The organism is Leucobacter tardus (assembly GCF_017583045.1).
GTDB classification, from domain to species: Bacteria; Actinomycetota; Actinomycetes; order Actinomycetales; family Microbacteriaceae; genus Leucobacter; species Leucobacter tardus.
Window position 1 is genome coordinate 1,101,204 of record NZ_JAGFBF010000005.1, and the last position, 25,762, is coordinate 1,126,965.

General features: G+C 67.1%; 23 protein-coding genes. 12 read left to right on the forward strand and 11 right to left on the reverse strand.

The window, feature by feature from the left end; all coding sequences use genetic code 11:
* Positions 1–3 precede the first annotated feature (3 nt).
* The 4 genes from J4H85_RS12170 (at position 4) to J4H85_RS12185 (ending at position 2,594) form a co-directional block, all read left to right on the forward strand.
* Positions 4–147 carry a hypothetical protein gene (locus J4H85_RS12170; RefSeq protein WP_208239984.1) on the forward strand — a complete coding sequence of 48 codons (144 nt, stop codon included), beginning with the start codon at positions 4–6 and terminating at the stop codon, positions 145–147.
* A gap of 71 nt (positions 148–218) precedes the next feature.
* Positions 219–1,502 (forward strand): Na+/H+ antiporter NhaA, encoded by a 1,284-nt coding sequence (gene nhaA, locus J4H85_RS12175; RefSeq protein WP_208239986.1) that lies wholly within the window; start codon positions 219–221, stop codon positions 1,500–1,502.
* Positions 1,503–1,598: 96 nt separating this feature from the next.
* Positions 1,599–1,805 carry a hypothetical protein gene (locus J4H85_RS12180; protein WP_208239988.1) on the forward strand — a complete coding sequence of 69 codons (207 nt, stop codon included), beginning with the start codon at positions 1,599–1,601 and terminating at the stop codon, positions 1,803–1,805.
* 39 nt (positions 1,806–1,844) lie between these two features.
* Positions 1,845–2,594: an ABC transporter permease gene (locus tag J4H85_RS12185; RefSeq protein WP_208239990.1), complete on the forward strand. Its 750-nt coding sequence runs from the start codon at positions 1,845–1,847 to the stop codon at positions 2,592–2,594.
* 7 nt (positions 2,595–2,601) lie between these two features.
* Here the strand turns inward: J4H85_RS12185 and J4H85_RS12190 are convergent, their stop codons facing one another.
* Positions 2,602–3,135 carry a PACE efflux transporter gene (locus J4H85_RS12190; protein WP_307863654.1) on the reverse strand — a complete coding sequence of 178 codons (534 nt, stop codon included), beginning with the start codon at positions 3,133–3,135 and terminating at the stop codon, positions 2,602–2,604.
* A 276-nt stretch (positions 3,136–3,411) separates the two neighbouring features.
* Here J4H85_RS12190 and J4H85_RS12195 point away from each other — a divergent pair, with 276 nt between their 5' ends.
* Together J4H85_RS12195 and J4H85_RS14380 are read left to right on the forward strand one after the other, a co-directional pair.
* The gene (locus J4H85_RS12195; RefSeq protein ID WP_208239992.1) at positions 3,412–3,795 is read left to right on the forward strand and encodes a hypothetical protein; all 384 of its coding nucleotides are present in this window, start codon (positions 3,412–3,414) and stop codon (positions 3,793–3,795) included.
* A gap of 473 nt (positions 3,796–4,268) precedes the next feature.
* Positions 4,269–4,571 carry a hypothetical protein gene (locus tag J4H85_RS14380; RefSeq protein WP_502552229.1) on the forward strand — a complete coding sequence of 101 codons (303 nt, stop codon included), beginning with the start codon at positions 4,269–4,271 and terminating at the stop codon, positions 4,569–4,571.
* Positions 4,572–4,619: 48 nt separating this feature from the next.
* Here the strand turns inward: J4H85_RS14380 and J4H85_RS12200 are convergent, their stop codons facing one another.
* The 9 genes from J4H85_RS12200 to J4H85_RS12240 form a co-directional block, all read right to left on the reverse strand.
* On the reverse strand, positions 4,620–6,020 hold the full coding sequence (locus tag J4H85_RS12200; RefSeq protein ID WP_208239994.1) for a purine-cytosine permease family protein: 1,401 nt from the start codon (positions 6,018–6,020) through the stop codon (positions 4,620–4,622).
* A gap of 41 nt (positions 6,021–6,061) precedes the next feature.
* Entirely contained in the window at positions 6,062–7,729 is a 1,668-nt protein-coding gene (locus J4H85_RS12205) for an amidohydrolase (protein WP_307863655.1), read from the reverse strand.
* A complete protein-coding gene (locus J4H85_RS12210; protein WP_208239996.1) occupies positions 7,722–9,113 on the reverse strand; it encodes a purine-cytosine permease family protein in 1,392 nt (463 codons plus the stop codon). Before J4H85_RS12210 ends, J4H85_RS12205 begins: the two co-directional genes overlap by 8 nt.
* Positions 9,114–9,180: 67 nt before the next feature.
* The gene (locus J4H85_RS12215) at positions 9,181–10,569 is read right to left on the reverse strand and encodes an aspartate aminotransferase family protein (RefSeq protein ID WP_208239998.1); all 1,389 of its coding nucleotides are present in this window, start codon (positions 10,567–10,569) and stop codon (positions 9,181–9,183) included.
* Positions 10,570–10,589: 20 nt separating this feature from the next.
* Complete coding sequence (locus J4H85_RS12220; protein WP_208240000.1) at positions 10,590–12,080, reverse strand: aldehyde dehydrogenase family protein; 1,491 nt, start codon at positions 12,078–12,080, stop codon at positions 10,590–10,592.
* 68 nt (positions 12,081–12,148) lie between these two features.
* Complete coding sequence (locus tag J4H85_RS12225; RefSeq protein ID WP_208240008.1) at positions 12,149–13,513, reverse strand: MFS transporter; 1,365 nt, start codon at positions 13,511–13,513, stop codon at positions 12,149–12,151.
* Between the two features lie 27 nt (positions 13,514–13,540).
* Complete coding sequence (locus tag J4H85_RS12230) at positions 13,541–14,689, reverse strand: M20 family metallopeptidase (protein WP_208240010.1); 1,149 nt, start codon at positions 14,687–14,689, stop codon at positions 13,541–13,543.
* Positions 14,682–15,362 carry a DUF1028 domain-containing protein gene (locus J4H85_RS12235; RefSeq protein ID WP_208240013.1) on the reverse strand — a complete coding sequence of 227 codons (681 nt, stop codon included), beginning with the start codon at positions 15,360–15,362 and terminating at the stop codon, positions 14,682–14,684. The genes J4H85_RS12230 and J4H85_RS12235 overlap by 8 nt, the downstream gene beginning before the upstream one ends.
* A 4-nt stretch (positions 15,363–15,366) precedes the next feature.
* Positions 15,367–15,798, reverse strand: coding sequence for a RidA family protein (locus J4H85_RS12240; RefSeq protein WP_208240015.1), 432 nt, complete (start codon positions 15,796–15,798; stop codon positions 15,367–15,369).
* A gap of 223 nt (positions 15,799–16,021) precedes the next feature.
* Here J4H85_RS12240 and J4H85_RS12245 point away from each other — a divergent pair, with 223 nt between their 5' ends.
* A complete protein-coding gene (locus J4H85_RS12245) occupies positions 16,022–17,302 on the forward strand; it encodes a flavin-containing monooxygenase (RefSeq protein WP_208240017.1) in 1,281 nt (426 codons plus the stop codon).
* A 35-nt stretch (positions 17,303–17,337) separates the two neighbouring features.
* A complete protein-coding gene (locus J4H85_RS12250; protein WP_208240020.1) occupies positions 17,338–18,246 on the forward strand; it encodes a LysR substrate-binding domain-containing protein in 909 nt (302 codons plus the stop codon).
* Positions 18,247–18,251: 5 nt separating this feature from the next.
* Here J4H85_RS12250 and J4H85_RS12255 read toward each other — a convergent pair whose 3' ends face one another.
* Complete coding sequence (locus J4H85_RS12255; protein WP_208240023.1) at positions 18,252–18,830, reverse strand: TetR/AcrR family transcriptional regulator; 579 nt, start codon at positions 18,828–18,830, stop codon at positions 18,252–18,254.
* 149 nt (positions 18,831–18,979) lie between these two features.
* Here J4H85_RS12255 and J4H85_RS12260 point away from each other — a divergent pair, with 149 nt between their 5' ends.
* The 4 genes from J4H85_RS12260 to J4H85_RS12275 all read left to right on the forward strand — a co-directional run bounded on the left by J4H85_RS12260 (position 18,980) and on the right by J4H85_RS12275 (position 25,757).
* A complete protein-coding gene (locus J4H85_RS12260; RefSeq protein ID WP_208240032.1) occupies positions 18,980–21,487 on the forward strand; it encodes an MMPL family transporter in 2,508 nt (835 codons plus the stop codon).
* Positions 21,488–21,620: 133 nt separating this feature from the next.
* Entirely contained in the window at positions 21,621–23,441 is a 1,821-nt protein-coding gene (locus J4H85_RS12265; RefSeq protein WP_208240034.1) for an ABC transporter permease, read from the forward strand.
* A 13-nt stretch (positions 23,442–23,454) separates the two neighbouring features.
* Positions 23,455–24,582, forward strand: coding sequence for an ABC transporter ATP-binding protein (locus J4H85_RS12270; protein ID WP_208240035.1), 1,128 nt, complete (start codon positions 23,455–23,457; stop codon positions 24,580–24,582).
* On the forward strand, positions 24,579–25,757 hold the full coding sequence (locus tag J4H85_RS12275; protein ID WP_208240037.1) for an ABC transporter substrate-binding protein: 1,179 nt from the start codon (positions 24,579–24,581) through the stop codon (positions 25,755–25,757). Before J4H85_RS12270 ends, J4H85_RS12275 begins: the two co-directional genes overlap by 4 nt.
* The last annotated feature ends 5 nt before the right edge of the window (positions 25,758–25,762 follow it).

The window sequence follows — 25,762 nt, forward strand, 5'->3', positions numbered from 1 at the left end:
ACGATGCGATCGATCCCGTCCTCTCCGGCGCACCCGCCGACGTTCACCCCGGTGCGGTGGGTACTCACCCATCCCGGCACGAACGGGTACATCTCCACCTGGGGCGAGATGCTGTCAGGCACGACGCCCACACGCGCCGCTCGGTAGACCCGATTCGGCCGCACACTCTCGTGCCCTCGAGTCGGCACACCCTGAAGCGAACGACCCGAGGAGAGGCCATGGCCCCCGTATCCGCACACCCCGAACCCAAAGCTCGCGACGCGCAGCATCGCACCAGACGATTCGCCATGGTCCTCAGCAACGAGGCCGTCGGTGGTCTTCTGCTTGCAGGCGCGGCGATCATCGCACTCGTCTGGGCGAACTCGCCCGCGGCAGGCTCCTACTTCGCGCTGCGCGACTTCGAGATCGGATACGAGCCCTGGCACCTGCGCCTCAGTCTGGGTGCGTGGGCGGCCGACGGATTGCTCGCGATCTTCTTCTTCCTCGTCGGACTCGAGCTCAAGCGCGAGTTCGTATCGGGCGACCTGCGTCGGTTCCGTACCGCGATCATGCCGATCGCGGCGGCCACCGGCGGTGTGGTCGTCCCGGCGATCATCTTCGCCGTCATCGTCCGCCAGTACCCCGAACTGCTGCAGGGGTGGGCGATCCCGACCGCAACAGACATCGCCTTCGCGGTCGCGGTGCTCGCGATCGTGGGTTCGCACCTGCCGCCGGCGCTCCGCATCTTCCTGCTCACTCTGGCGGTGGTCGACGATCTGATCGCGATCAGCATCATCGCCGTGTTCTACTCCGACCACATCGCGGTCGTGCCATTGGTGCTCGCGTTCGCCACCATCGCCCTGTACGGGCTGATCGCACAGCGGTACCGCAAGTTCTTCGGACTCCACTCGGGCACCGCCTGGTTCATCCTGCTGCCGATCGGTGCGGTGGCGTGGGCCCTCATGCATGCGTCCGGAATCCATGCGACGATCGCGGGCGTGCTCCTCGGATTCACGATTCCCGTTCTGCATCGACGTGCCGACCGCGTCGCCGACCGCCACCAGCCGGGTCTCGCCGAGAAGTTCGAGCATCGGTTCCGTCCACTCTCGGCGGGGTTCGCCGTGCCGCTCTTCGCGTTCTTCGCCGCCGGCGTGGCCGTCGGCGGCGCGGAGGGCATCGCGGAGGCCGCCACGCACCCGCTCACCTTCGCGATCATCGCGGCGCTCGTCGTCGGCAAGCCGCTCGGCATTGTGACGACCACCTGGGTCATGACCAAAGCCCTGCGGGCGCCGCTCGATCCGACGATTCGCTGGATCGACATGGTCGGCATCGGACTGCTCGCGGGTATCGGCTTCACGGTGTCACTGCTCGTGGCGGAACTGAGCTTCGATCAGGGCTCCCCCGCGCACGACATCGCGAAGGTGGCGATCCTGACCGCCTCGGTGATCGCGGCGCTGCTGGCCTCGATCCTGTTGGGAATTCGAAACCGTCGGTACCGGGCGCTCGCACGCCAGACTGCCTGATCCGGCGACGCGCCGAGGCGCGCCGTCAACCCGTCGCCTCGACGACTTCGCCGCACCTATCATTGGGGGCAGTCACCCATCGAGAGGAGCAGCGTTATGGCACAGCTGGGAGAGCCGACCGACGAGATCGGCGGCGACGAGGAACTCGTGGTCACCGACATTCGCGATCAGGATGGACCACTCGTCGACCCCGAGGATGAGACCTCGGTCGAAACCATCATCGATGACGAGAGCGAAGTGCTCGAGGAATTCGGCGAGGACGTCTCATCCTCCCCTGCTCAGCGGGGCGAAGAGGAGGAGTAGCTTCGACGACCGGGCGTGATGAGGCCGTAGGCTGCATCCGTGGACTCGGACGTCGTACTGCGTACAGCGGTGGCGGTCGCGATACTCATCGCGATCGCCACCGCTGTCATGTCGAGCCTGCGCATTCCGGCCCCATGGGCGCCGGCAGTCGCCATTGCCCGCGCGGCCGTGCAGCTCGCTGCGCTCAGCCTGATCCTGACGGGGATCATCGCCTCACCGCTCTGGATCGCCGTGGCGCTCCTGGTGATGTGCGTCGCGGCGGCGCTCGTCTCGGCGCAGCGATCGGGTGAACCGATGCGCGACGCCCCGCTGATGCTGCTCGCGATCGGCGGCGGTGCGGCGATCGCATGCAGCATCGTGTTCGCCACCGGGGCGCTCGAGTTCAGCTCCCGGTATGTGCTCGCGCTCGGGGCGATGACGGTGGGGAACGCCATGAGTATCGCGACCCTGACGGCGCGCAACGTGCGACGTCAGACGCACGATCACTGGTCCGAGGTGGAAGGCTGGCTCGCACTCGGTGCCACCCCTCGGCGTTCGACACTGGAGCTGACACGCCGGTCGATCGCCGAGTCCCTCATTCCGTCGATCGACCAGTCGAAGACCACGGGACTCGTCGTACTGCCCGGCGCGTTCGTCGGCGCGATCTTCGGCGGGCTGTCACCGCTCGAGGCCGGGCGGTTTCAACTCATCGTGCTCGCGGCGATCCTCGCTGCGGGCGCCGTGACCGCCGCAGTGGTCGCACTCCGTCGCGGCTCAATGCACCAGAAGCCGCGGGTGCTCGAACGGTGAACCGGGGTCACTGCGCCGACGCGGGAAGTCCGAACACGCGGTCGAAGATCCAGGTGTAGATCACGGTGAACACGAGGAAGAACACGAGCAGCCCGCCTTCGATCGCGAGTGCTTCGAGCAGTGAGACGCCGAGCAGGAACGCCACCAATGGGATCGTGAACAGGAGGACTCCGCCCTCGTAGCCGATCGCATGGATCGCGCGGGCCCTGAAGCCGCGCCCGTGCGACCCGACGCGACGCTCGGCGGCCTCGAAGATCGTATTCCAGAGGTAGTTCCAGAGCGTGGCGGTCGTCGACACCAGGATCGCGGTCACCGTCGACTGCCCGCCGCCGTGCCCGAGCAGAACGCTCAGGACGACGACGGTGAACAGGACGCTCAAGCCCTCGTAGCCGGCGACGTAGACGATGCGTCGCAGCACCGGCCGCGTCGCGAAGGTCCGCTGACGATTGCGCGCGCGCAGATCGACTGCGGCGGTGACGGTCGTCGTGACGGACGGGGTGGCGGGCACCGAGGTGCGTGGGGTGTGGCCTGCGAGGGTCACGGGTATCACTCCTGAAGGGCCGGCGCCGCGGAGGGACCAGTGGAGTCACACCTCTCAGACGCGAAAACGCCAGCTCTAGGAGCATATCGCAACGGAATCAGCGCCGTAGGGCGCAGGTGTGATCTCTCTCCGTCGAGAAGTCTCGACATACTCCACCTACAAATATGATCAGAAATGAATGTAAACTAAACCTATGTATTATTTAAGCAATTATTGTTGCGATTCAAATCGTGGAGCATCATGAATTGGAGGCCGCAGAGATCAGTCTTGCGAGTCATGATCGGTCTGGTGACCTCCCTGGTCCTTCTCTTCCCACCAGGCCTTGTTGCCGCAAACTTCTCATCAAATTCAGTACGTGCCGACACTATGGAACTGAAAGACTCTCGCGATATCACGACCTCAGTCTCCTCACCGCTACATCCTCCCCGCAGCGTTTCCCCGCTGCAAGAAGGCGAAACGACAGGCTTTCGCGTGAATGGAACCGAAATCTCCGGCTCTGCTCCGAATGGTGGCGCATCGACCTTTTCGCTCTCCCCCTCCAGCCATCTCCACTGCATGGTCTACGGAGAGGTCAAGCGACAGATCGGGAAGTATCCGGTGAAGCGCAACGGCTCATTTTCCGGCAAAGTGAAGCTTCTCTGCGGTAACGGGGACGTCTGATACCGACACATCAATTCCCGCCACAGTAAAGACTGGGTGAGGGTAATCACGTGGGATGGTCGCGGCAGCGCGAGTTCTTGGGACAACCTTATGCTTCAGACTACGGCGGCAACGCTGAAGCATCCAGACAAAATCTACTCCGAGAAGGGCAGTAAACTCTGTTACAGCGCAAAGGTGACATCTTGGAAGAAAAAGGGAAAGAAAATCATCTCCCAGAAGACATGGTTCACCGCAGTAGTGGTGTCTAAGAACGCCAAGACTGTCATTACCTCCTACCCAGGGAAGTGCAAGGGTGCGAGATGAAGTTTCTCCGTAAGCGTCGCTTCGGGCCAGTGCGGTATCGAGCTGACGCGAATGCTGCCTCATCTGACTCGTCGGGCTTTTCTATCGGTGATGAGCTCCGAGAGACAAGCGATGTGGCAGCAACTGAGTCGATTACTGAGAGCCGCAGCGTTGGAGCGCACGTGACGCTTATGGCGGACTATTCTGCGGCGGTGCCTCTCTGGGGCGAAAATGGGATGATCGATACCGCGGGTGTGCTCCCCCGTGAGCTGGAAGAGCTGTTACATTCTTGGTCGGACGTCTTCGACGAACACTACGCGACCGACTCCGGATGGCCATCTCTGGAGTTATGCCGGGCGCAGTACGCAGAGGGTGTTCGCCTGCGCGATCTTCTCGAGAGACATTTCGGGTCTGCGACCTGCGTAAGGTTCGATTTCTGGGAACGAACCGTTTGCGGCGTGGAGATTCCACTCAACAAGATCCACTTGCACTGAACGTTTGGCAGGGGGTCGGAGCGAACCATGCTCCGACCCCGCTGTCGACTACCGCTGAGTCACGACCTCCGATTCCCGGCGAGCCCACAGGCGCACCAGCAGCAGGAACGCGATCGCGGTCACCACGAACCCGACGATCCACGCGATATCGATGCCGCCGATCAGTGTGGCGAGAGGTCCGGTGAACAGCGGGTTCACCATGAACGGCAGTTGAGCCACGAGTCCGATGGCGTAGCTCACCAGACCGATGACGTTCCACTTGCCGTAACGCTCGCCTTCGGGGTCGAAGAGGTCGCCGACCGAGTAGTCGCCCTTGCGGATCACGAAGTAGTCGGCGAGGTTGATCGCCGACCACGGAATCAGCACGTACAGCAGCAGCGTCAAGAAACTCTCGAACATGGTGATGAAATCACCCTGGCCGAGGATCGCGAGGAGCGTGGCCAGCACTCCGACGACGACGGTCGTCCACACTCGGGTGCCCGACGTGATGATCATCTTGAAGTTCGACTGCATGACGGTGAGCGCGTTCATGACCGCGGAGTAGAGTTCCACACCGTTGATGAGCGCTGAGCTGACCGCGAACACCACGAGGACGACGAGTCCGATCGGCCCGAGGTACTCCCCGAGCGCCGCGAGCGGGTTGTCGGGATTGGCGGCGCCGAGCAGCACGCCGAGCGTCATGACGAACACGGAACTGCCGACGAGCCCGATGTAGGTCCCCCAGAACGCGGCCTTCGGGCCGGTGTCCTTCGGCAGGTACCGGGTGTAATCCGACACGTACGGCGCGTATGCGAGCTGCCAGACGATGCCGATGGCGAGCATCGAGAAGAAGCCTTCGAAGCTGAATGCCGCTTCGGCACGAACGAGCGGCACATCGGGTGCGGCCCAGAACAGCACCATCGAGAGCGCGACGGCGAGCCCGATGACGATCGACAGCCAGGTCATCGTCTTGCTGAGCAGGTCGTAACCGAAGATGCAGAGCACGATGCCGATCGCCGCGAAGATGAGGATCGCGACCGTCCCGTTGAACTCGGGGAACACCGCGAGCAGCGAATCCTTCGCAACGATGAGGATGCTCGTGAAGAGACCCATGAACATGATGAGCGCGATGAGCGCGAAGATGCTCGCGCCCAGATATCCGAACTGTGCGCGCGCCTGCAGCATCTGCGGGATACCGAGATGCGGGCCCTGGGACGCGTGCAATGCAGCACCGAACGCACCGATGATGTTGCCGCTCAGAATCGCGACGATGCTCCACCCGATCGGCAGCCCGTAGGCCCCGCTCGCCACCGCGCCCGTCACCACGGTCAGGGGCATCATGTTGAGGCTCACCCAGATGGCGCCGAGCGACCAGTGCGTGCCGGTCCTGGCGTCTTCGGGGATCGGCAGGATGTGCTGCTGTTCGAACTTCTTGAATGTTTGGGTCACCGGTGGCGGCTCGGTACTCATCGGACTCTCCTTCGAGACGGTAGGGGTGGTGTGGGTGGTGATCAGCTGCGGCTGGAGCGGTGCACGGTCGTGCCGCCAAGAATGGTCCTGGCGACGCGCAGGGAAGGAAGATCCTGAGGCTGGGAAAGTGGGCCGCTGAGCAGCACCAGGTCGGCGTCCTGCCCGATCGCGATGCGTCCTCGTCGATCGGCGACACCGGCGATCTCGGCGCCCCCGAGAGTGTAGGCGCGCACCGCGCTCTCCAGGCTCAACCGCTCGGAGGGCGTCATCGGTTCTCGCGACTCCGGATTGCGCGCGTGCGAGTCGGCGGGCGGCGCCGTCCGCGTACAGGCCGTGTAAATGCCCCACAGCGGGTCGGGGCTCGTGACCGGCCAATCGCTGCCCATCGCGAGGTGGGTACCCGCGCGCTCGAGGGAGCCGAACGGGAAGTGCCAGCGTGCACGCTGCTCGCCGAGCATCGGGAGCTTCCGCTCCAGGATCTCCTGATCGGCTCGAGCCCAGAGCGGCTGGAGATTCGCGGTGACACCGAGCTCAGCGAAGCGCGGGAGGTCTGCCGGGTCTGCGACATCGATGTGCGCGATCTGGTGCGAAACTCCGGCACCATTGTGTCGACGCGCGGCCTCCACTGCGTCCAGGCACTCGCGCACCGCGCGATCCCCGACTCCGTGGAAATGTACGCGCAGACCTCTCGCGTCGAGCGCAGTCACGATCTCGGTGAGCAGTTCGGGCGGGATCACCGACTCCCCCGACGTCTCCGGCGTGACACCCGTGTACGGCGCGAGGAGGGCTCCGGTGCAGTTCTCGCAGATGCCGTCCTGCATGATCTTCACGCTGTCCACGGGGAAACCGGCAGCGCGGCACTCGGCAACGGTGCCGAGCACGCTGTCGAGCGCCTCGAGTCCGGCACCGGCCGGCCACCACACGGAGCCGGTCACGCGAGCGCGGAGTGAACCGTCGCCGATCGTCTCCAGGTACGTGGGCACGCAATCTGGCAGTGTGAGATAGCGTCCGAGAATCGCATCGTGCCAGGAGGTGATGCCGAGCGAGAACAGGTGATCCTGAGCGGTGAGCATGGCTCGACGCAGGTCCGCAGGTCGGTGCGGCGGGATGAGCGCGGTGACGAGCTCCCCGGCCGACTCCATGAGCATGCCCGTCGCCTCACCCGAAGCATCGCGCACGATGCGCCCGGCCGCCGGGTCGGGAGTGTGTCGATCGATTGCCGCGAGCTGGAGTGCGCGCGTGTTGACCCAGACGCCGTGCGCGTCGTGGCTCGTGAACACGGCGGGCCGATCGGGAACGAGCCGATCCAGTAGCGCCCGATCCGGGAAGCCTCCGGGGAACACGTCGCCGAACCATCCGGCACCCACGACCCACTCCCCCGCGTGGGAGTCGGCGTACTCGCGGATGAGTCGTTCGTACCCGTCGAGTGAGTGCGCGCTGTCGAGATCGCACCCGGTGAGACCGAGTCCGCCGGCGAGTACGTGGATGTGCGCATCGTGGAACCCCGGCAGCAGCGCCGCCCCAGCGGCGTCGATGCGCTCCGTCGCCGGGCCGATGAGTGCGGCGATGCTGTCGTCGTCCCCGACCGCGCTGATCCGACCGTCGGTGACCGCGATGGCGCTGGAGAGCGAGGGCTCTGGCGCCCAGATCCCGGCGCTGAGAACGACGAGGTCGGGCGCTGTCGCCGATTGAAGATGCGTCTCAAGCACGATGAGCCGCCCGCTTCCACACGATGTACACCGCAGCGGGCACGATGAACCCGACGATCCACGCCACGTCGACGAGTCCGAGCGGCTCTGCGAGCGGACCGGTGAACATCACGGTCACCATGAACGGGATCTGCACGGCGAGTCCGATGGCATACGCGATCAGGCCGATCGCGTCCCATCGCCCGTAGATGCCGCCGTCGCGTCGGAACATATCGTCCACCCGATAGTGCCCCTTCCGCAGGATGAAGTAATCCGCGAGGTTGATCGCCGACCAGGGAATGAGCACGTAGAGCAGAATGGTGACGAAGTCTTTGAACACGAGCAAGAAGTCGTCCTTGCCGAAGACCGCGGCGAGCAGGGCGATCAGCGCGTAGGCGATCGTCATCACGACGCGTTTGGCGGTGTCGATGCGGATCCTGGGTGAGATCGTCTCGAAGACCGTCAATGACGACATCACTCCGGAGTAGATGTTCGCCGAGTTGATGACGGCTGAAGCCGCACCGAACCCGAAGAGGACGATCGGGCCGAAGCCGCCGAGCAGCGAGCCGAGCGTCGCCATCGCGTCTCCGTCCGCCAGGGTGAGGCCGACCAAGGCGCCCAGCACCATCACCAACACGGTGCCGAGCACCAATCCGATGTAAGTCGCCCAGAATGCCTGCTTCGCCCCGCCCTCTTTGGGCATGTACCGGGAATAGTCGGAGACGTACGGCGCGTACGCCAGCTGCCACGTGACACCGATCGCGAGCATGCCGAAGAAGCCAGCGGTGTTGTACCCCAGGTCAGCGGTGGTGTCGAACGTCGCCGGGTTCGACACCACGACGATCAGCGAGATAAGGACGAGCACCCCGATGAAGACGGAGAAGATCCCCATCATCTTGCGCACGAGGTCGTACCCGAATATCGCAACGATGAGGGCGATCGCCGCGCACACGATGATGCCGACGGTCACCGAGATCGATGAGAACACCGCCGAGAAGCTCTGGGCCGCGACGACCAGGTTCGAAGCGAAGAACCCCAGGAACATGATGACAGCGATGAGCGCGAGCAGGCTGCCGCCGTAGAAACCGAACTGACCGCGAGCCTGAAGCATCTGCGGGATACCGAGTTGCGGCCCCTGAGAGGCATGGAGTGCAGCCCCGATCCCACCGACGACATTGCCGAGGACGACGGCGAGGACCGTCCAGCCGAGGGAGAGCCCGAACAGTGACGGCCCCAGCGCCCCAGTGACGACCGTGAGCGGCAGCATGTTGATGCCGAGCCACACGAAGAACAGCCCTCGTGTCGTGCCCTGACGCTCGTCGAGCGGGATCGGGCGGATGTGACGCCGCTCGAATGTGATGATCTTCGTGGTCGACGTGGCGAGTTTCGGGGGTGAGTCGCTCATGGTCACTTCCTCGTGCAGAACGGAAAACTGGGGTGGAGTGCGGGGCGGGGCCCCGCACTCCGGGGGATCAGATGCCGGCGCTTCGTGCTGCCGCCGCGAAGGCGCGATCGATGAGATCGGCGAGCTCGTCGATGTCGTCGCGCGTCATGACGAGCGGCGGCGAGAACTGCACGAGCGGGTTCCCTTCGGCGTCGATCGCGACGCGTGCGAGGAGCCCGACCTCGTTCAGGGCCGGGTTCAGGTGGTGGCCGACGAACTCGTCGGCGCTGAGACCGTCGCTCTCCCACCGCTTCGACTCATGGTTGGTCACCAGCTCGAAGGAACGATGGAATCCCTCACCGCGCAGGTCTCCGATGAACGCGTATCGATCCTTGATCTCGCCCAGCTTCTCGGCCAGGTAGGGGCTCTGCTCGGCGACGTTCTGCACGACGCCCTCGCGCTCCATGATCTCGAGGTTCTTCAACGCGGCGGCGCAAGCCGCGGGGTGTCCGCCGTAGGTCAGGGCGTGGTTGAACATGCCGACCGGCCCGTCGAGTACGGTATCGACCACGTGGTCGCTCGCCACCACGCCGCCGAGCGGCATGTAGGCGGAGGCGATGCCCTTCGCGAAGACCAGCATGTCGGGCTGGAAGCCGTAGAACTCGGACCCGAACCAGGCACCGAGACGCCCGTACCCGGTGATGACTTCGTCGGCGATGAGCAGGATCCCGTGCGCGTCGCAGATCTTGCGGACGCCGGCGAAGTAGCCCTTCGGCGGCGTGAGACTGCCGCCCGCGTTCTGCATCGGCTCCATGATGATCGCGGCGATGGTATCGGGGCCCTCTTGCACGATGAGCGATTCGAGTTCGCCCAGCAGGAATGCGGTGAACTGCTCTTCGGTCTCGCCTTCGGGGCGGCGGTAGCGCTTCGTGTTATGCGTGTGGCGCACACCCGACATCAGCGGCTCGAACATCGCGCGCACACCCGTCATGCCGTTCAGGGACATCGCCCCGAAGCTGGTGCCGTGATACGCCACACGGCGGGCGATGAACTTGCGACGGGCGTGATCGCCGCGAGTCTGGTGGTACTGGCGCGCGAGCTTGATCGCTGCCTCGTTCGACTCGCCACCACCCGACGCGAAGAAGACGCGGTTGAGGTCGCCCGGGGCGAGCTCCGCAATCTTCGCCGCGAGCTTCGCCGCAGGCGGATGGGCGACGCTCCAGGTCGTCTGGAACGGGAGCTCGGTCAGCTGTTCGCGCACCGCATCGCCGACCTCGGCACCGTGGGTGTACCCGAGCTGCACGCAGAAGAGGCCCGCGAGTCCGTCGAAGTACCGCTTGCCGTGCTCGTCGAAGACCGAGCAGTGCTCGCCGCGCACGTAGATGGGCAGTTCGTCGTCGCGATACTTGCCCGCCGGTGTGAAGTTCATGACGAGGTGGCGCTTCGCCAGCTCCTCGAGGGTGCCGTTCTGAGTCATGGTCTCGTCCTTTCCGTGGTCTAGGACCACTGCATCCAGGTGGTCTTGAAGTCGGTGTAGTTGTCGAGGGCGTGGATCGACAGGTCGCGTCCGAAACCGGACTGTTTGAACCCGCCGAACGGGGTGGTGAATCCGAGTGCGTCGACCGTGTTCACGGAGACGGTGCCGGCGACGAGCTGCGAGGAGACCCGGTGGGCGCGCGCCAGGCTGCCTGTCCACAGTGAGGCGGCGAGCCCGAAGGGCGTCTCGTTCGCGCGGGTGATCGCTTCGTCCTCGCTGTCGAACGGGGTCACGACAGCTACCGGGCCGAAGATCTCGCGCGTGTGCACCTCGTGATCGTCGGGCACGTCGGTCACGATGGTGGGTTCGATGAAGGCGCGCGATCCGTTGATCTCGGGCCGCTCGCCTCCGCTGACGATGCGTCCATCGCGACGCGCGTGCTCGATCGTCGCCCACACGGTGTCCGCGTGCGATTCGGAGACGAGGGACCCGACACCGGTCTCAGGGTCGAGCGGGTCGCCCGGACGGTACGCCTGCGCCGCTTCCGCGAACAATTCGAGGAAGCGGTCGACGATGGTGCGCTCCACGAAGACGCGCGAGTTCGCCGAGCAGACTTCGCCCTGGTTGTAGAAGGCACCGAATGCGGCTTTCTGCGCGGCGAGCGCGAGATCGTCGCAGTCGGCGAAGACGAGGTTCGCGCTCTTGCCTCCGGCTTCGAGCGCGAGACGCTTCATGTTCGACTGCCCGGCGTACCGCTGCAGTTGCTTCGCGACCTCGGTCGAACCGGTGAAGGCGACCATGTCGACGTCGGGGTGCAGTGCGAGGGCCTTGCCGATGACGGATCCCCGGCCGGGGACCACGTTGACGATCCCCGCGGGGATCCCCGCCTCGACGGCCAGCTCGGCGAGCAGCAGCGCGGAGTGCGAGGCCTCCACCGGGGGTTTCACGACCACCGCGTTGCCGGCGGCGAGCGCCGGCGCGAGCTTCCAGGTCGCGATCTCGAGCGGGTAGTTCCAGGGCACGATGACCCCGACGACACCGAGCGGCTCGCGGGTCACGAGCGCGGTCGAGCCGGGTGGGGTGACGGGGATGCGATCCTCGTGCTTCTCGATCGCTTCACCGTAGAAGCGGTACAGCGCGGCTGAACCCGGCGCATCGATGGTCGTCGTCTCGCGCACCGGCTTCCCCATGTCGAGCGTGTCGAGCAGCGCGAACTCGTCGGCGCGCTCCTCGATGAGCCTGGCGAGCTCGAGCAGGCGTTCGCGTCGAAAACCCGCGCCGGCACGTGACCACTCACCCGCCGCGTACGCGCGGCGGGCCGCAGCGACCGCGCGGTTCAGGTCCGCCTCGCCGCACGCGGCGATGTGCGAGATCGTCTGACCGGTCGCGGGGTTCGTCTTCGCGATCGTCTCTCCCGAGATGGCGTCGACGCGAGCACCGTCGATGACGGCGCGTCCGTCGAGCTGCAGGTCGCGTGCTGCTGACGTCCACTCGTCGCGCGTGCGGGTCATGGGGTACCTCCTGAGGCGGGGTCTGGGTGTCGGGAACGGGGAAGGTTTCGGCTGCGCGGCACGGGCCGTCAGCGCTGGTGCAGCTCGGGTGGCAACTCGACCGTCGAGGTCTCGAGATCCTGCTCCTTGATGAGTCGCACCCCGCGGGTTTCGGGGATCGAGACCACGGTGACGATGCCGATGACGCCGACCACGGCGAGGAAGTACCCGGGCACCAGCTCGTCGCCGGTGCGGTCGATGAGCCAGGTGAGCAGGTAGGGGGCGGTGCCGGCGAACAGGGCGGCGGTCACGGCGTAGGCGATCGATAGGCCGGTCTGCCTGGTCCGCGTCGGGAACAGTTCGACCACCGTGACCGCGTGCGTGCCGAGGATGATCGCGAGGATCAGTGCGAGGCCGAGTGTCGAGACGAACGCGGACCAGCCGGTGCCCATCTGCATGAGCAGGAACAGCGGGATCGAGAGCACCGTGAGCGCGATCGCGGCGGTGTAGAGCACCGGCTTGCGCCCGACACGATCGGAGGCGATGCCCGCGAGCGGAACGATGATGAGTCCGAGCGCCGACGCGAGTGTGGAGAGCAGTGCCGCGCGGCTCGGATCGAACCCGACGGTCGTCTCCTGGTAGGTGAGGAGGTACACGAGCACGACGTAGAACGTGACGTTCATGAAGATCTCCATGCCGCACGTCTGGATGAACTGCCGCCGGTTGCGGGTGAACACCTCCTTGACCGGGGCGTGCGAGACGGTCTCGAGCTTCTGCAGCGCCTCGAACTCGGGTGTGTCCTCGATCTTGCGGCGAATGTAGAGTCCGATGAACCCGAGCGGCACCGTGATCAGGAACGGGATGCGCCAGGCCCCATCGGTGATCTGTTCGGGCGTGAACGCCTGGTTCAGCAGGAACACCGCGAACGAGGCGAGGAGGAAGCCGAGCAGGCTGCCGAACTCGAGCCAGCTGACGCCGAAGCCGCGACGCTTCGCCGGGGAGAACTCGCCGAGGAATGCGGCGGCGCTGCCGAACTCGCCGCCGGCGGCGAGTCCCTGCACGACGCGGGTGGCGATGAGCAGGATCGGTGCGAGGATGCCGATCGTCGCGTAGCCGGGCAGCAGACCGAGCACGAGCGTCGACACGGCCATCGCGAGGATCACGATCGAGAGCGTCTGCTTGCGGCCGAGGCGGTCGCCGAGTCGCCCGAAGATGATCGCGCCGATCGGACGCACGAGGAACGAGACCGCGAACACCGCGAATGTGGCGAGCAGGCCGGCCGTGCGGTCGGACTCGGGGAAGAAGATGACGGCGATCGTGGCGGCCATGTAGGCGTACACGGCCCAGTCGAACCAGTGCACGAGCACACCGATCGATCCGGCGACCACGCTCTTGCGCAGGCTCTTGCGATCAACGAGGTCGCTGAGTTCTGTGGGGGCTTCGGGTGTCGACATTGACGGGTTCCTTCGGGGTGCTGTCGGTTACGGGGTGCGTTCGCGGGCGACGTCGAGCGCCGTCCATGCCAGGGCGAGAGCTCCGTCGCGGAGCGCCTGCTCGGCGCGCGCACCGACGCAGGCCGCGGCGAACGCGGGCTGGTGGTTGCTCGCGTCACCGCCCACGCCGATGTAGGGGTGGATCGCGTCGACCAGCTGCGAGACGTTGCCCATATCGGTCGAGGCGCGATTCATGGTGGCGGCGACCGGGTCGACGTCGAAGTCGCGCCCGAGCGCCTGGGCGTTGCGGCGATAGTGATCGAGCGCGCGTTCGTCGGTGCGCATCTCGGCGTACCGCTGGCTTTCGGGCGTGACCGTGAGTTCGGCACCGGTCGCCAGGGCGCCCGCCTCGAAGCAGTGGAGCACGCGCTGCTCGAGCGCGATGAGCTGCTCCGTCGTCTCGGCCCGCACGTACCAGCGACCCTCCGTCCGCTCGGGGATCGCGTTCGGCGCTTCGCCGCCGTTCGTCTGCACGCCATGCACCCGCACCGACCCGGGCAGCTGCTGACGCAGGAGCGCGATCGCGAGCTGGGCGACGAGGAAGGCGTCGTTCGCATTGACGCCGCGCTCGGGGTAGGCCGCGGCATGCGCCGCACGCCCCCGGTACTCGACGTGCCAGTGGGTGACCGCGAACGGGCGGGCTTCGGCGACATCGACGGGCGCCGGATGCGCCATGAGGGCGAAATCGAGTTCGGTGAACGCGCCGCGCTCGAGGAGTTCGATCTTGCCGCCACCGCCCTCCTCCGCCGGAGTGCCGATGACCTCGACGGTGAGGCCGAGTTCGTCGGCGACCGCGGCGAGCGCGATCGCTCCGCCCGTGCTCATCGCCGAGATGAGGTTGTGCCCGCAGGCGTGGCCGAGGCCGGGCAGGGCGTCGTACTCGGCGAGGAACCCGATGGTGAACGCTCCGGTCCCGATGACGGCACGGAACGCGGTGTCGAGTCCGAGGTAGGGCTGTTCGACGGCGAAACCATGCGCTGCGAGCACGCCGGCGACGTCGGCGGAGGAGCGGTGCTCCTGCCATCCGATCTCGGGGTCGGCGTGCAGTCGGGTGGACAGCGCAATGAGGTCGCCGTCGACGGCGGCGAGGCGATCTGCGATCCGCTGCTTCTGCACGTCGCTCGACACGTCACTCATCCCCGGGCACCCCGTACGAGGGTGCGGCAGCCGGGTTGATGCCGCGGCTGATGTAGTCGTCGCGCTGGGGCATCCAGACGTCGAGCGCGCGGCCGAGCGCCGCGATGGGATCCTGATCGTCCCAGTCCACCCGCAGGTCGGTCGCGCGCCACCCGGCATCGTCGACGACCGCGATGCCCGCAGAATGCACCGGCCCCGCTTCTCCTCCGGCGTCCATCGCGGCGCTCAATGCGGCGAAGAGCCGCTCCTCGATACGTCCGGAAGCCGAGAGCGCCGTGTCCACGAACGCGTCGAGCACGTCGAGGCTCGCGAGCATGTTGCCGCCGGCCACCGCGTTGTCACGTGTGACGGCACCGAACGTGCCGAGCGCGCGTCCGCCCGAGAACGCGGCCGTGCGACCCTCGCGATCGAGGACGAGCAGTTGTCGGAAGTCGATCGTCTCGGGATCGGCGCCGTCGACGACCGTGTCGAGCGCGGACTGCGCATCGGCACCCGACCGCAACTCATCGAGCAGACGGAACCCGAGGCGCGGGTCCGTGACGTTCTGCGAGTTCGCGCCGCCGATGCCATCCGCGAGGTTGACGCAACGCGCGGAGACGGCGGGCGATGAGGAGGAGATGGCTGCGCCGAATTCGCCGGTGTCCGGGTCGCGCAGCAGCAGGGAGAAGGTCATAGGATCACTCCTGATCGTTTGCGGGGTCGCTGATGACGGCGGTGGCGTCGATCTCGACGAGCCACTCGGGGCGTGCGAGCGCCTGGACCACGATGCCGGTCGATACGGGGTAGACGCCCTTCAGCCACTTGCCGACGGTGCGGTACACGTCTTCGCGGTACCGCGGGTCGATGATGTAGATCGTCACCTTGACGATGTCGGCGAGTCGGCTGCCCGATTCTTCGAGCAGCATCGCGATGTTCGCCATGGCCTGCTCCGTCTGCGCGGCGACGTCGCCGATGCCCACCGACTCGCGGGTGTCGAGGTCTTGCCCGATCTGGCCGCGCAGGTACACGACACCGTTCGCGACGACGGCCTGGCAGAGATCGTTGTCGAGATTCTGCTCGGGGTAGGTGTCCTGCGTATTGAACTTGCGGATGCGGGTGTGCGTGGTCATAGCCACCATTGTTCGCACCCGTCGGCTATCTGCAAAATAGCCAAAAACTAACCTGAGCATCTCGAAAAGTGATGCAGTCGGCAGGGCGCCCGAATCAGTCATTCAGATGCGACATTGGTTTGCGTTCGTTTTATCCGATGCAGTTGACCGCGAACGACTATTGGACGAGGACGCTTCCGTCGGTTTTGCTGGAGTCGCATTCGAAGAACGGAGCGAACCCCACATGACGAACCCCGAGATCCCCGACGCCACCGATGTCGTCGTCGTCGGCGCCGGACAAGCCGGCGTCGCAATGAGCGAGCACCTCACGACGCGCGGCATCGCGCACGTGGTGCTGGAGCGCGGACGCATCGCCGAGCGATGGCAGTCCGAGCGCTGGGACTCCCTCGTCGCGAACGGCCCCGCGTGGCACGACCGCTTCCCCGCACTCGAGTTCGACGACGTCGACCCCGACGCCTTCGCCCCCAAGGAACGGGTCGCCCAGTACTTCGCCCAGTACGCCGCCCATTTTCAGATGCCGATCCACTGCGGCATCGAGGTGACCGAGGTCACGCGCCTCGAGGGCCGCCCCGGCTTCCGCGTCGCCACCTCGGCCGGCGCCATCGAGGCCCAGTACGTGGTCGCTGCCACGGGCCCGTTCCAGAAGCCCGCCATCCCGGCCGTCGTCCACGAGGAAGCGGGGATCCACCAGATCCACTCGAGCTCCTACCGCAACCCCGAACAACTTCCCGAGGGCGGTGTGATCGTCGTCGGCGCCGGATCCTCGGGCGTGCAGATCGCCGATGAGCTCCGCAGCGCCGGCCGCGAGGTCGTCCTCGCCGTCGGCCCCCACGACCGTCCGCCGCGGCGCTACCGCGGGCGCGACAACGTGTGGTGGCTCGGAGTACTCGGCAAGTGGGGCGCCTCCGCTCCCCCCGCCGGCGCCGAGCACGTCACGATCGCCGTGAGCGGCGCCCGGGGCGGAGAGACGATCGACTTCCGCGATCTCGCCGACCGCGGCATCACGCTCGTGGGCCGCGCGAACGCATTCGAGAGCGGCGTGATGCGCTTCGGCGACGACCTCGGCACGAACATCCGCAACGGCGACGCGAACTATCTCTCGGTCCTCGACGAGGCCGACGCGTACATCGCGAGTCGGGGGCTCGACCTGCCCGAAGAGCCGGAGGCCCGGATCCTCGGACCGGACCCCGACTGCGTCACCCACCCCGTGCGCGAGCTCGACCTGGCCGGGGCGGGCATCACCTCGATCGTGTGGGCCACCGGATTCGGTGTGGACTACAGCTGGCTGCACGTGCCCGGAGCGCTCGACGCGAACGGGCGCCCCGTCCACGACCGCGGCGTCTCGGGAGCACCCGGCATCTTCTACGTCGGCCTCCCGTGGCTGGCGAACCGTGGCTCGAGCTTTATCTGGGGGGTGTGGCACGACGCCAAGTACGTCACCGATCAGATCGGCATCCAGCGCGATTATCAGGCCTACGAAGGGTCGGCGGCCCGCATCGCGTGACGTTGGTACGCTGAGTCGGCGAGCGAAGGAGCCCCGTGGCCGACCGATTTTCCATCACCCTGAACCAGCTGACCTACTTCACCGCCTGCGCCCGTCACCTCAACATGACGGCCGCCAGTCAGGAGTTGCACGTCGCGCAGTCCGCGGTGTCGACGGCGATCAGTCATCTCGAGCAGACGCTCGGCGCGACCCTGTTCGTGCGGCAGCACTCGAAAGGGCTGGTGCTCACCCGCGCCGGTGAGAAGCTGCTGCAGGACAGTCGGGACATCTTCGATCTCCTCACGGAGTCCATCGATGCCATCAGGGAGGATCAGGAGGAGGTGCGCGGCACGCTGCGCCTCGCCTGCTTCACCACGTTCGGACCGTTCATCCTGCCGACGCTCGTGCAGCGGTTGAGCGAACGTCACCCCGGACTGACGATCGAGATCACCGAGGGCGACTACGCCGAGAATCTCGCGGCGCTCCGTGCCGGCCAGGCGGACCTCGCCATCAACTACGACTACACCCACCGCGAGGGGCTGCCCTCCGAGGTGGTCGGTGAGGCGCGCCCCCACGTGCTGGTGCACGCGGATCACCCCCTCGCGAGCCGCGGGTCGGTCGCACTCGCCGAGCTGGCGGACGACGACCTCATCCTGCTCGACCTGCCCGGCAGCTTCGACTACTTCCTCGGCGTGCTGCTGCACGCAGGCGTCACGCCTCGCGTCAGGTATCGGAGTTCGAACTACGAAACCGTCCGTTCGATGGTCGCGAAGGGGCTCGGATCCTCGATCCTCAATCAACGCCCGCTCACGGACCGGACCTACGGCGGCGACCCGGTCGTCGTGCTCGAGATCTCGGATCCCGTCCCGACGTTGAACATCTCCCTGTTCTCACTCGGCCAGTCTCAGCGCAGTGCCCGCGTCCGCGCCGTGACCGAGGAGCTGCGCGCCGTGCTGGCGAAGTAGGTCGGTCAGACCCGCGCGCCCGCCATCGACTCCCACGCCCCGCCAGGACCGATGAGCACCTGCCAGAGCCACTCGGCGCACTCCTCGACCGGAGGCCGAGGATCCCGAGCCACCCACGCCCGGAGCACGCCGACCACGGTCCCGGCGAGTCCCGCTGCGGCGACGTCGATCGGCACCCCGGGGAATGCGTCGGTGCCGGTGGATTCGAGGGCGCCGAATGCGAGCTGCTCGATGCGCCGACTGAGTCGCGCGACGGCGACGGCGGACCCGTGGTCCCCGAGCACGCGTCGATAGAGCTCGGCGTGCTGATCGAAGTGGCGCAGGTACGCTTCGAGCGCCTGCGGCGGTTCACCCAGCAGCTCGAGCAGCGCGGGCAGTTCGGCGCCCTCCGCCTCGGCGAACGCGTCGAGCGCGTCGGCGAGCAGCCCGTCTTTGTCGGCGTAGTGCAGATAGAAGCTGCTGCGCGTCACCCCCGCCCGCTCGACGATATCGGCGACCGTGATGTCGTCGAGATCCCGATCGCGCACGAGACCGAGCAACGCGCGCTGGAGTGCGCCGCGCGTGCGCAGAATGCGAGGATCCATACGCTCATCCTTTCACGATGTCCGGGCCCCTCTCAGTGTTTTCGGACACGCGTCCATTAGTGTACAACCGTCTCAAATCCGGTCCGCTGCGACCGGTGCATTCGCCGGCAGACTCCGCACTCCGCACCCGTCCCGAAAGGCGCCCCCGCGTGGCACAACTCCTCTACCGACTCGGCCAGTTCTCCGCACGTCGCGCGTGGCTCGTCCTCGTCGGCTGGCTCCTCGCACTCGGCGTCGCCGCCGGGTCGTTCTTCGCGTTCGGCGGGGCGCTCGCGACCAGCTTCAGCATTCCCGGCACCGAAACCACTCGCGTGAGCGACGTGATCGAGGACGAGCTCGGCGAGACCGCGGGTGTGCAGGGCACTGTCGTCTTCGAGACCGAGAACGGGGGCGAGTTCAGCGATCAGCAGCAGTCCGGGATCAACGACCTCCTCACCGATATCGCCGCGCTCGACGGCGTCGAATCGGTGATCAACCCCTTCGAGACCGAGGCGGATCGCGCGGATCAGGCGCAGCAGCTCGACGACGGGGCCCAGCAGATCGCCGACGCGCGCGAGCAGCTCGCGGACGGTCGGGAACAGCTCGAATCGGGACAGGAGCAGCTCGACTCCGGGCGCGAACAGCTCGAGGGCGCGCTCGCGCAGGCCGAGCAGGCGGGACCCGAAGCAGCCGCGCAGGTGCAGGCGCAGCTCGACGCGCTCGATACGCAGCAGACCGAGATCGATGAGAACCGCACCGAACTCGAATCGGGAGCGCAGGATCTCGAGACCGAGGCCGCGCAGCTCGATGCCGGGCAGCGCCTCTTCGATGCCGCCGCCGAGATCCGCACCGTCTCCACCGAGGGCGATGTCGCGCTCGGCATGGTGCTCTTCAGTGAAGACCAGTTCAACCTGCCCGAAGAGGTGCGCACCTCGGTCGTCGACACCCTCGCCGCGACCTCGGTCGATGGTGTCGCCATCGATTCGTCGAGCGAGATCAACCAGACCACCGACGGTCTCCTCGGACCGGGCGAGATCATCGGCGTGGTCGTCGCACTCCTGGTGCTCGTCATCATGCTCCGCGTGATCCTGCCGGCCCTCATGCCGCTCTTCGCCTCCATCATCGGCGTCGGCGTCGGCGTGGCCGGAGCGCTCGCGTTCTCCGACCTCATCGAGATGTCCTCGGTGACCCCGGTGCTCGGCGTCATGCTCGGGCTCGCGGTCGGCATCGACTACTCCCTCTTCATCATCAACCGGCATCGACGGCAGCTGCTGCAGGGCATGGACGTGCGCGAATCCATCGGGCTCGCGAACGGCACGTCGGGCAACGCGGTCGTGTTCGCCGGATCCACCGTCATCGTCGCCCTGCTCGCGCTCAACGTCACCGGCATCGGCTTCCTCGGCGTCATGGGCACGGTCGGCGCCGTCTGCGTGTTGGTCGCCGTGCTCATCTCGGTGACGCTCACACCCGCGCTGCTCGGACTCGTCGGCACGCGGTTGCTCAACCGGCGCGCCCGCGCCCAGATCGGCGCCGCTCATCACGTCGCACGCGAGGCCAAGCCGATGCGCACCGGCGCGGCTTGGCTCCGACTCATCGGCGCAGCCGCCGGCCTGCTCATCGTGGCGATTCCGGCCCTCGACATGCGTCTCGGACTGCCCGACGCCTCCGTCGAGGCGAGCGATACGACTCAGTACCGCGCCTACGAGACGACGACCGAGGCGTTCGGTGCCGGCCAGAACGGGCCGATCATCGTGACGGCGCAGACCGACACCCCCATCGCCGAGGACGATCTGACCACGGTGCAGGCCGACCTCGCGGATGAACTGCTCGCGCAGCCGCACGTGCAGGCCGTGGCACCCGCGTCCACCAGTGATGCGCGCGACTTCCTCCTCTTCCAGGTGATCCCGACGGATGGTCCGTCGAGCGAATCCACGGAGACCCTCGTGCACGACCTGCGCGATCTCGGCTCGCTCGAGGCGGGTGAGGCGGGCGACGCGCAACTCGGCGTCGCCGGGCAGGCGAGCGCCAACATCGACATCTCCGAGAAGCTCGCGAACGTGCTGCCGATCTACCTCGCGGTGGTCGTCGGGCTGTCGCTCCTCATCATGATCCTGGTGTTCCGCTCGATCCTCGTCCCGCTCATCGCCACGGGCGGCTACGTGCTCTCCCTGGTTGCGGCCTTCGGCGCCATGGTGGCGGTGTACCAGTGGGGCTGGCTGGGTCCGGTGTTCGGCGTCGAGACGACCGGGCCCCTGCTGAGCTTCGCGCCGATCATCATCATGGGCGTGCTCTTCGGCCTCGCGATGGACTATCAGCTGTTCCTCGTCAGCGGCATGCGCGAGGCGTACGCCCACGGCTCCCCCGCCCGGGTGGCCGTCACCGAGGGGCTCCGCAACGGCCGCGCCGTCGTGACCGCGGCCGCGATCATCATGGTGTCCGTGTTCGGCGGGTTCATCTTCTCGCACATGGCGATGGTGCGCCCGCTCGGGTTCGGTCTCGCGATCGGCGTGCTGTTCGACGCCTTCGTCGTGCGCATGCTCATCGTGCCGTCGCTGATGCACCTGTTCGGCAAGTCGGCCTGGTGGCTGCCGCGCTGGCTCTCGCGCATCCTGCCCGACGTGGACGTGGAGGGCGCCTCGGTCGAGCGACGCCACCCGGCGCAGACGCGCACGGACTAGCCAGACCCCTCACGGGCCCCGTGATCCCGCTCGGATCGCGGGGCCCGCTTGGTAGGCTGAGGTTTTCGCCGGTGCGGCCACGCGGGCCCCGGAATCACGGTCGAGCGGAGCGGGTGGGGTCAGAGGTGGCGCGATGACGCACGACGTGCAGCCCCATGCATCGGCGACTCGACCCGCCGGCCGCGCCCGCTACCGCACCCGCATCGCGCTGAGCCAGCCGACCACGGTGATCGGCCTGCTCGCCGCCGCACTGTTCACCTATCTCATCGTGGTGCCGATCATCGCGATGCTCAGCGATGCCTTCCGGGTGCAGGCACGGGATGAAACGCGGGCCGGCGCCGAGTTCGCGAGCGCCACGACCTACTACCTCGACCGCGTGTTCACCTCGCCGCTCGCAGCGGACATCTTCTGGGGTCCGCTCCTCGGCACGCTCGGCATCGCCGTCGCGGCCATCGCGATCGCGCTGGCGGTCGGCGGGTCACTCGCCTGGTTGCTCAGCCGCACCGACCTTCCCGGGAGACGGTGGTTCTCGACCGCGCTCATCGTGCCCTACATGCTGCCCTCGTGGACGCTCGCTCTCGCATGGACCACGCTCTTCAAGAACCGCACGACCGGCGGTCAACTGGGTTGGCTCGAAGCCGTCGGCCTCACGCCGCCCGACTGGCTCGCCTACGGCTGGTTCCCGATCTCCGTGGTCCTCGGACTGCACTACGCGCCGTTCGTGATCCTGCTGCTCGGCAACGCCCTGCGCAGCTTCGACTCGCAGTTCGAGGAGTCGGCGCGCATGCTCGGGGCTCGTCCCGCGACCATCGCGCGACGCATCACCCTTCCCCTCATGCGCCCGGCCCTGCTGTCGGCGATCACCCTGATCTTCGCGAAGTGCATCGGCGACTTCGGCGTCGCCTACGTGCTCGGCAGCCCGGCGGACTTCACCGTGCTCTCCACCTCGCTCTACCAGGCGTTCGCGACCGGGCAGATCGGCACGTCCGCGGTGCTCGCCGGCGCGATCATCCTGATCGGCATGATCTCGCTCCTCGTCGATCTCCTCCTGCTGCGCGAAGGGAAGCGCTTCGTCACGATCGGCGGCAAGAGCGCGAAGCACCGGCGAATCGCCCTCGGCCGTTTCCGCGCCCCGCTCGGGGCCTGGGCCGCCGCGGTGTTCGTCGTGAGCGTCGCCGTGCCGATCCTCACCCTGCTCCTGTCGACGGTCATGCGCCGGCCCGGCGTGTTCCGCTGGGACAACTTCACGCTCGACTTCTGGGCGGGGACCGACATCGGCACCGTCGGCCTCGCGCAGGGCGTCCTGCGCACTCCCGAGCTCTGGGCCGCCGCGTGGAACACGCTCTGGATCGTCGGCACGGCCTCCCTCAGCGCGGGTCTGCTCGGCCTGCTCGTCGGGTACGTCGTCGTGCGTTCGCCCTTCCGGCTGCTCGGCGGCTTCCTGCGTCAGGTCACCTTCCTCCCCTACCTCGTGCCCGGCATCGCATTCGCGGTGGCGTACCTCTCGCTCTTCGCGGTCCCGCGCGGCCCCGTTCCCGCACTGTACGGGACCGCGCTCATCCTCGTGATCGCGTTGACGGCCGAGCAGATGCCGTTCGCGTCGCGTGCGGGCATCACCTCGATGACGCAGCTCGGCACCGACCTCGAAGAGGCGGCGCAGGTCGCCGGAGCCGGGTGGTGGCGCCGCATGACCCGCATCGTGGTGCCCGTGCAGCGGAGCTCGCTCGCCGCCGGGGTGCTCATGCCCTTCATCTCGGGCGTGAAGGGGCTCAGTCTGGTGGTCGTGCTTGCTGTGCCGGGCACGGACCTCCTCACGACGTACTCGCTGCGACTCGTCGACTACGGCTTCACCCAGGCGGCGAACGCCGTCGTGCTCATCATCGCTGCGGTCGCGTTCTTCGGAACGCTGCTCGGACAGCGCCTGACCCGCAGCAGCCTCGCCGACGGCATCTGATCGAAGGACTCCCATGCCCGACATCACGCTCACCCGCCTCGCGAAGCGATACGGATCCGCACGCGACCCGCTCGCGGTGCGCGACCTCAATCTCACGGTCGCCGACGGCGAGTTCATGTGCGTGCTCGGTCCGTCGGGGTGCGGCAAGACGACGACGCTGCGCATGATCGCGGGCCTCGAGCACCCCACCGGTGGACGCATCGCCGTCGGTGACCGCGTGCTCGACGACGTGGACGCCGGCGTGTTCGTTCCGGCCGAGCGCCGCGGGATGGGTCTCGTCTTCCAGAGCTATGCGCTCTGGCCGCATCTCACGGTCGCCCAGAACGTGGACTTCGGCCTGTCCCTGCAGCGCCGCGGTCGCCGAGAACGCGGTGACCGCGTGCAGCGGGTCATGCGCACGCTCGGGATCGACGCGCTCGCAGACCGCTACCCCTCTGAGCTCTCGGGTGGACAGCAGCAGCGCGTCGCGCTCGCCCGCACGCTCGCGGTGCAACCCGAGGTACTGCTGCTCGACGAACCGCTCTCGAACCTCGATTCGCGTCTGCGTCTCGAAATGCGCGCGGAGTTGAAACGGCTGCACGACGAGTTCGGAACGACGATCGTATTCGTGACCCATGATCAGTGGGAGGCGATGACGCTCGCGACCTCGATCGCGGTGATGAACGATGGGGTTCTGCAGCAGGTCGGCAGCCCCGAGGAGATCTACGGTCGCCCGGCGAACCGTTTCGTCGCCGAGTTCGTCGGGAATCCGCCGATCAACATCGTCGAGCTGGCGCACCCGGACAGCGCACCCGCGGGCAAGGACGCGGGCACGGGCACCGCGGACGCCGCACGCGCTGCGGCCGCGCAGTGCGTCGCCGACCGCGATGTCTCGGATGCTGCGTCCATCGGATTCCGCCCGGAGTCCGTGCGCGTGATCGACGCGGGTGCGGAGTCCGCGCCGGGAGCCCTCGCGATGCCCGCGACGCTCACGGCGGTGCTGCCGACCGGAGGCAGCTGGATCCTCGAATTCGACGCGGACGGACGACGGGTGTTCGGCACCACGAGCGTGCCGCTCGGCGCACCGGTCGGTGCGCGTGTGCGGCTGGGCATCGACGCCGCCGACGTGCACGTCTTCGACCGATCGGGTGATCGCGCGTGAGGCGGCGGACCGGTCGCGCCCATGCCTCCTGCGCGCTCGCCTCGGCGTCGATCGTGATGCTCGCGCTCTCCGGCTGCGCGCCGTCGTCGACCCAGGAGATCTCGGTGCGGACGGTCGATCTCGGGATTCCCGACGAGGACTACTCGCTCGAGGCGCTCATCGCGGCGGCGCAGGACGAGGGACCGCTCGTCGTCTCGGACACCACGGGAAAGATCGTCGACATCGCGGCCGCCTTCGAAGCGGAGTACGGCATCCCGACCACCGGCACGAAGCTCACTGGACAAGAACAGGTCGAGATCGCCTCGCGCGAAGCGCAGGCCGGATCGGTGCGCACCGATGTGCTGCTCATGACCGCCTCGGAGGCCGCCGTCGCCGATCTGATTCCGCAGGAGGTCGTCACGTCGTGGATGCCGCCCGATCTCGTCGATGAGGTTCCCGCCGAGTTCCAGGAACCCCTCATGGTCACTCAGGAGCCCATGCTTATCGCCTACAACACCGAGGCCTCCCCCGACGGGTGTCCGATCGACAACATCTGGCAGCTCACGGACGGGCCGTTCAGCGATCGATTCGTCACTCCTGACCCGCTGCTCTACGCGTACCAGACCAGTTGGTACAACCAGATGGAGGAGAACCACGACGCCGAGGTCGCGGACGCCTACGCCGATGCATACGGTGAACCGCTCGAGACGGTGGAGGAGAGCGCGACGGCCGAGTGGGTGAAACGGCTCGCGGAGTCGAAGCCGCTCGTGACGAATGACGATGACGATTCCGCGGCGGCCGTGGGAGCACCCGGCCAGGAGAACCCGTTCATCGGCATCATGAGCGCGGCGAAGTTCCGCGACAACGCCGAGAAAGGGTACGCGCTGGCGATCTGCTCGGGTCTCGACCCGTGGGCCGGGCTCGCGTACACGAAGGCCGGCGTGATCGCGACCGGAACGGCGTCGCCCAACGCGGCGAAGCTCTTCATCAGGTACATGCTCACCGAGGCGGGCATCGGACCGCAGGTGGCGGACGGAAAGATCTCGACGAACACGACGGTGCCGATACCCGACGACGAGCCCTCGGGTGTCGCGGCGGTCTGGGACGAGATCCTGGTCTTCGACTCGGCGAGTCTCGAGAGCGACTATTTCCGCGCTCAGGACTGGGCCGACTTCTGGCGCATTCACAACCGGTGAGAGGA